Annotated in this window: 8 protein-coding genes; all 8 read left to right on the forward strand. The window is 42.2% G+C overall.

What is annotated here, in order from left to right:
- Positions 1-69: 69 nt before the first annotated feature.
- The 8 genes from O0550_RS23175 to O0550_RS23210 all read left to right on the forward strand — a co-directional run bounded on the left by O0550_RS23175 (position 70) and on the right by O0550_RS23210 (position 6,447).
- Positions 70-633, forward strand: a complete 564-nt coding sequence (locus O0550_RS23175) for an NUDIX domain-containing protein (RefSeq protein WP_003337824.1) — start codon at positions 70-72, stop codon at positions 631-633.
- Positions 634-635: 2 nt separating this feature from the next.
- Complete coding sequence (locus tag O0550_RS23180) at positions 636-1,817, forward strand: endonuclease Q family protein (protein ID WP_258427322.1); 1,182 nt, start codon at positions 636-638, stop codon at positions 1,815-1,817.
- A 76-nt stretch (positions 1,818-1,893) separates the two neighbouring features.
- The gene (gene spoIIM, locus O0550_RS23185) at positions 1,894-2,520 is read left to right on the forward strand and encodes a stage II sporulation protein M (protein ID WP_003337822.1); all 627 of its coding nucleotides are present in this window, start codon (positions 1,894-1,896) and stop codon (positions 2,518-2,520) included.
- A 94-nt stretch (positions 2,521-2,614) separates the two neighbouring features.
- Positions 2,615-3,076 carry a ferric iron uptake transcriptional regulator gene (fur, locus tag O0550_RS23190; RefSeq protein WP_003337821.1) on the forward strand — a complete coding sequence of 154 codons (462 nt, stop codon included), beginning with the start codon at positions 2,615-2,617 and terminating at the stop codon, positions 3,074-3,076.
- A 105-nt stretch (positions 3,077-3,181) separates the two neighbouring features.
- Positions 3,182-3,421, forward strand: coding sequence for a DUF4227 family protein (locus O0550_RS23195; protein ID WP_003337819.1), 240 nt, complete (start codon positions 3,182-3,184; stop codon positions 3,419-3,421).
- A gap of 82 nt (positions 3,422-3,503) precedes the next feature.
- Positions 3,504-4,391, forward strand: coding sequence for a site-specific tyrosine recombinase XerD (xerD, locus tag O0550_RS23200; protein ID WP_003344721.1), 888 nt, complete (start codon positions 3,504-3,506; stop codon positions 4,389-4,391).
- Positions 4,392-4,448: 57 nt separating this feature from the next.
- On the forward strand, positions 4,449-5,624 hold the full coding sequence (gene deoB / locus O0550_RS23205; RefSeq protein ID WP_003337817.1) for a phosphopentomutase: 1,176 nt from the start codon (positions 4,449-4,451) through the stop codon (positions 5,622-5,624).
- A gap of 13 nt (positions 5,625-5,637) precedes the next feature.
- Positions 5,638-6,447 (forward strand): purine-nucleoside phosphorylase, encoded by an 810-nt coding sequence (locus O0550_RS23210; RefSeq protein ID WP_003337815.1) that lies wholly within the window; start codon positions 5,638-5,640, stop codon positions 6,445-6,447.
- The last annotated feature ends 195 nt before the right edge of the window (positions 6,448-6,642 follow it).

Genomic DNA, 6,642 nt, shown 5'->3' on the forward strand with positions numbered 1-6,642 from the left:
ACAGGTATTTTTATGAAAAGCCTGGTGTGCAAAAGCAGCAAAAACATTTTCCTTTAGGAGGAAACATCCATGAAACAAGCTCAGCACGATTCGTTATATGAAAAAACGATTGCTACGAAAAAAATCTACGACGGCAAAATTATTTCGGTTCAGGTTGACGATGTAGAACTACCGAATGGTCATACAGCTAAACGGGAGATTGTGAAGCATCAAGGTGCTGTAGCGGTTATGCCGATTACAGAGGATGGCAAATTGATCGTTGTGCGTCAATTTCGTAAACCATTGGAGCGATCTATTGTAGAAATTCCTGCTGGTAAGCTTGAGAGGGGAGAAGATCCTTTAGAGTGTGCCAAGCGTGAATTAGAAGAAGAGACTGGCTTTAAAGCCAAGGAGTATAAACATATCAGCTCTTTTTATACCTCACCGGGGTTTGCAGATGAGCTTTTACACCTGTACATGGCTACGGGATTGGTCGAGGGAGAATGCAAACCTGACGAAGATGAATTTGTTGAAGTGATGTACGTGACACTTGAAGAAGCTAGAAAACTTCATGAAGCGGGAGAGATTCGAGACGCTAAAACCGTTCTTGCTTTGTTTGTAATGGAAAATGAGCGTTTGAATCAGCGTCTGTAATCATGCTGTCCTCTTTCTTTGCGGATTTACATATACACATTGGCGGAACGATGTCAGGTAAGGCTGTGAAAATTACGGCTTCCAGAAAAATGACGCTTCATAGTATTTTGGAGGAAGCCTCTGAGCGTAAGGGAATGGAGATCATTGGTGTTATAGACGCGCATGCTCCCGAGGTGCAGGCTGAATTGCAGGAATTGATTGATCGAAAAATGGCTATAGCTCATCCCGATGGAGGCATCTATTATAAACGAACACTTCTACTGCTCGGCTGTGAGGTTGAAATTAAGGAACCTAATAGGGGAGAAGCTCATTTTTTGTGTTATATGCCTGATTTGCGCAGGATGCGTCTCTTCACGGAGTGGTTGGCTGTTCGTTGCAAGAATGTACACCTAAGCTCACAACGCGTATATACAAGCCTTCTTGAGCTCCAGCATTTTATTGACCGGCACGAGGGACTTATGATACCAGCACACATCTTTACACCTCATAAAGGGCTTTATGGGAGCTGTACGGATCATCTTAGCGAGGTTGCCGATCCTAGCTTGGTCTATGCAGTTGAGTTAGGTTTAAGTGCAAATACAGATATGGCAGATCGGCTACAGGAGTTGCATGAGAAAACCTTTGTGACAAATTCAGATGCCCATTCCTTACAAAAGATTGGTAGGGAATATCAAGCGATCTTGCTAAAGCAACCAAGCTTCCAGGAGTGGGCGATGGCGATGCGACGTGAGCAAGGCAGAAGGGTTGCGTCTAATTATGGGCTATCTCCACAGCTAGGTAAGTATCACCAAACAGCGTGTCAGGGATGTGGGTCCATGGAACAAGAGAATGAGCTGGGACGGTGCCCTGCGTGTGGGTATAAACAGATGGTAAGAGGTGTTAGCCAACGGATAGATCAGTTAGCTGATGTGCCAATCGGGGTGCATCCTACTCATCGTCCACCGTATGTAGAGCAGATTCCTTTAGAGTTTTTACCAGGGATAGGCCCTAAAATGCGGCAAAAAATCTATGAACAAATCGGAACAGAAATGGATGTTCTTCACCGAGTGAATGAGGAGATTTTGTGTCAGGTATTGGGTGAAAAAGTGACGAGTACGATTGTAAAGGCAAGGCGTGGCGAGCTATTGATTCAAGCAGGTCGAGCTGGGATCTATGGAAAGGTAATGGAAGAAAAAGGGGAGTAGCACCTATTTATTAGTCATAGAATAGACAAGCGGTGCATAGATTGTAAGTATCCTGACAGCCAAGGAGGGGGCCGTCTTGCGTAACCGCTTTGGACATGGCATCCAACTTTATTTAAAAGAAAACCAATCCCTTTTCCTATTTACCATCGTCCTATTTACAATGGGCATTATCTTTGGAGCTGTGCTTGTTAATTCGCTTGATTTGTCACAGCGCCATGAATTGCTTGGCTTTCTCAATTATTTTTTCTCTAACTTTGATAAAAGCGGCATAACGGATTCCTCCCTACATTTTCAACAAGCGTTTGGATATCACTTAAAAACAATTTTGATACTGTGGGTATTAGGAATGTCCATTATTGGATTGCCTATGATTTTGCTCCTATTATTTCTTAAGGGTATCATTGTTGGTTTTACCGTTGGATTTCTCGTAGGAGAATTGCAATGGAAGGGAGTGACGTTTGCTCTGCTCGGTGTTCTTCCGCAAAATATGTTAGTGGTTCCCGCTATGCTCATTGCCGGTGTTGCAGGTATTTCATTTTCTCTTCGTTTGGTTCGTACTAGATTAGTTACACGTCGAGATAGCATTATGCCCCATTTCGCTCATTATTCGATTTTAATGGGGAGCATGTTTATAATCCTGATAGCTGCTGCTTTATTGGAGACTTTTTTGTCGCCATTATTAATGCAGTACGCTATTAATTAAGAATAATTATAAGATAAGAACTTATGTATTTGACTAAATAGATTTCTCTCCTCTATAATAAGTACAGGTTTGATGCGAACGGGGAGGGGCATACATGGAAGAAAAAATAGAAAAGATAAAGCAACAATTACATTCGCACCACTATAAATTGACTCCGCAACGCGAAGCTACAGTTCGTGTCTTACTGGAGAATGAAGCAGATCATCTCAGCGCTGAGGATGTCTACTTAAAGGTAAAAGACAAAGCTCCTGAGATTGGCTTAGCAACGGTATATCGGACCTTGGAGCTATTGAGTGAGCTGCGGATTATCCATAAAATGAACTTTGGCGATGGAGTAGCGCGTTATGACCTCCGAGATGATAATGCTAAACATCACCATCATCACTTAATATGCTTACATTGTGGTACGGTGGATGAGATATTCGAAGATTTGTTAGTGGGAACAGAAGAGAAGGTAAAAGCGGACTACAAATTTGCTGTAACAGATCACCGACTCAGTTTTTATGGAATCTGCCATCGTTGTCTTGATAAAGTTAATTTGGAAGACTACAAGTAAAAACTTCTCCATAGTAAAGGAGAAGTTTTTTTCTTGTTCATGAAAGTCATGAATAGGGACAAAAAGGCATAAAATAGCAACAACCGTGCTCAAGGGGCTGTTGCAATGAGTTTTCCATTTCGCCGTTTTATGGAATTAATTCGATTCTTTTTGCTTTTTGTCACTTGTTCCTTGTTTAGCTATGGAGTAGTATCCTACTTATCACACCATCTTTTGCCGGCAAATCCCTATAGAGAACCCACCGGGAATGCTGTTAAGGTGGTAAAATGGCTGAACAATAAACCCGTATCTGAGTTGGACTGGTATTTAGAGCGCCTTCAGCTTTTTTTCTTGGAAGGAGAATGAAAAAGCAGGATTTTGTAAGTGCGCTGTTGAAATGTATAAGGTACCACTCTGGTATAATTAATCCAGGAGGAGAAGTGGCTTCATGGATATGCTAATCGATCAGTTTACCCACTTTCTCGCAGTAGAAAAAGGACTTGCAGCAAATACGCTGGAATCCTATCAACATGACTTAGTAATGTACGCTGCTTATTTGAATGACCAGGGAATTAGCAAGATAGAAGATACTACACGTACTCATATCGTTGGCTATCTATTCATGCTTCAAGAGAAAGGACGGGCTACGGCTACCTTATCTAGAAATATGGCATCCATACGTGCCTTTTATCAGTTCTTGGTTCGCGACCGTCATATGACAACTGATCCATCCATTCATCTGGAAACACCCAAAATCGAGAAAAGGTTGCCTAAGGTGTTGTCAGTAGAAGAGGTAGAGCGGTTATTAGATGGTCCAAAAGGAAATGTACCTATAGCATATCGTGATAAAGCCATGCTAGAATTACTATATGCGACCGGAATTCGCGTTTCCGAGTTAGTATCCTTACAACTGGGGGATATTAATTTGGACATGGGCTTTGTCAAATGTATGGGGAAAGGTTCCAAGGAACGCATGATTCCACTTGGTAGCATTGCCATTCAAGTAATCCGAACCTATTTGGATCGGGGGCGTCCGCAGCTTGTTAAGGCAAGTTCAGACCAGGCGTTGTTTTTAAATCATTTAGGCACACAGATTACGCGCCAGGGGTTTTGGAAAATTATTAAAAAATATGCCTTACAAGAGGGAATCCAAAAGGAGATTACACCGCATACCTTGCGACACTCCTTTGCAACACATCTTTTAGAAAATGGTGCAGACTTGCGATCTGTACAGGAAATGTTGGGACATGCCGATATTTCTACCACTCAAATTTATACGCATGTAACGCGTACGCGCATCAAAGATGTCTATGCAAAAACACATCCTCGTGCCTAAAGAGATGGACGTACACTTTACAAGGCAGACTTCAAGTGCATAAGGAGGAACACACAAATGAATCGTTTTTCGCGTGTATTTTTAATTGTGTTGGATAGTGTTGGAATTGGTGAATTGCCTGACGCTAAGAAATTTAATGATGAAGGTTCTCATACACTTGGTCATATTGCACAAAAGGTAGATGGGTTCGCACTTCCGCATCTTGCAGAATTGGGTCTGGGTACTATTGCTCCGCTACATAATGTACCAGCTGTGGCTGCACCTCGCGCACACTATGGCAAAATGAAAGAAATCTCTATGGGGAAAGATACAACAACTGGACATTGGGAAATTATGGGGTTGCATGTATCTACTCCGTTTAATACATATCCAGATGGATTTCCACAAGAATTAATTGAGGAATTCGAGCAACGCATCGGGCGTAAAGTATTAGGTAACAAGGTAGCATCTGGAACTGAAATTCTGGATGAATTAGGCGAAGAGCATATGAAAACAGGTGCCGTAATTGTGTATACGTCTGCTGATAGCGTATTCCAAGTTGCTGCTCATGAAGAAATCGTACCGCTAGAAGAGCTATACAAGATCTGTGAGATTGCCCGTGAGCTTACACTGCGTGACGAATATGCGGTTACACGTGTAATTGCTCGTCCGTTTTTAGGAAAACCAGGGGCATTTGAACGTACCTCAAATCGTCATGACTACTCTGTGAAACCATTTGACAATACGGTTATGAACAACCTTGTAGAGGCAGGACTCACTTCCATTGCGATTGGTAAAATCTCTGATATTTATGCAGGAGAGGGTGTAAGTAAAGAGATTCGATCCAAGGACAACATGGATGGAGTAGATAAACTACTTCAAAGCATGCAAGAATCCTTTACAGGGCTTAGCTTTGTAAATCTAGTTGATTTCGATGCCAAATATGGTCATCGCCGCGATCCAGAAGGGTACGGAAAAGCGTTAATGGAGTTTGACGCACGCGTTCCCGAGCTACTGGCAGCTTTAAAAGAAAATGATTTACTTATCATAACAGCTGATCATGGAAATGACCCAACTCATCATGGCACTGATCATACTCGCGAATATGTACCTATACTGGCTTACTACAAAAACTTGGAGACAGGCAAAAATCTAGGTGTGCGTGAAACATTTGCTGACCTAGGGGCAACCATTGCCGAAAACTTCGAAGTGAAAATGCCGAAAATCGGTCAAAGTTTCTTAGCTCAATTGTAGGGGGAGAGCATACATGTCCAAAATTCTTGAAGCAAAGGCGTTTATTGAGGAAAAGCTTACTGAAAAGCCAACCATCGGCTTAGTTTTAGGCTCAGGTCTAGGTGTTTTGGCAGATGAAATTGAAGAAACTACTGTTATTCCATACAACGAGATTCCCCATTTTACAAAATCAACAGTAGTCGGACATAAAGGGCAGCTTGTTATTGGAAAATTGAAAGGCAAGCAGGTAGTAGCGATGCAAGGACGCTTTCACTACTATGAAGGGCATGAATTGGAAGCTGTTGTGTTCCCGATTCGTGTCATGAAAGCGATTGGTGTAGAAACCATCATTGTTACGAATGCAGCAGGTGGCATCAATGAATCCTACAAACCAGGTGATTTGATGTTAATTTCTGATCATCTCAATCTGACGTATCGCAATCCGTTAATCGGAGGAAATGATGAGTCTTTAGGCGCTCGCTTCCCTGATATGTCTGAAGCTTATTCCAAACGTTTACGTAAGCTTTCTAAAGAGATTGCAGCTACATTGGGCATCCAATTACAAGAAGGCGTGTATGCAGGGCTATTAGGCCCATCCTATGAAACTCCTGCTGAGATTCGCATGTTGCGTATTCTGGGCGGAGATGCTGTTGGGATGTCTACAGTACCAGAGGTAATCGTGGCTCGCCATATGAACATAGAGGTACTCGGTATTTCTTGCATCAGCAATATGGCGGCAGGAATTCTTGATCAACCATTATCCCATGACGAGGTAATGGAGACGACTGAGAAGGTAAAAGCGGAGTTTCTTTCCTTAGTAAAAAGTGTAATTGAAAAGATGTAATCTTTCATAATCTGTCGACGAGTGAAAATAAGGAATGCTTTCAAGCATTCACAAAAACCCCTTTGGATTTGGGACTGACCCCCGTTTGTAGGACAGGGATCAAAACACCTTACAAGTTTAAGCAGCCAGTCGTCGGAATTCAACCGGTGACTGGTTGTTTAGTTTTGTTTGAATGCGAATTGAGTTATAGTAAGA

The organism is Brevibacillus halotolerans (genome assembly GCF_026891775.1).
GTDB lineage: Bacteria > Bacillota > Bacilli > Brevibacillales > Brevibacillaceae > Brevibacillus_B > Brevibacillus_B halotolerans.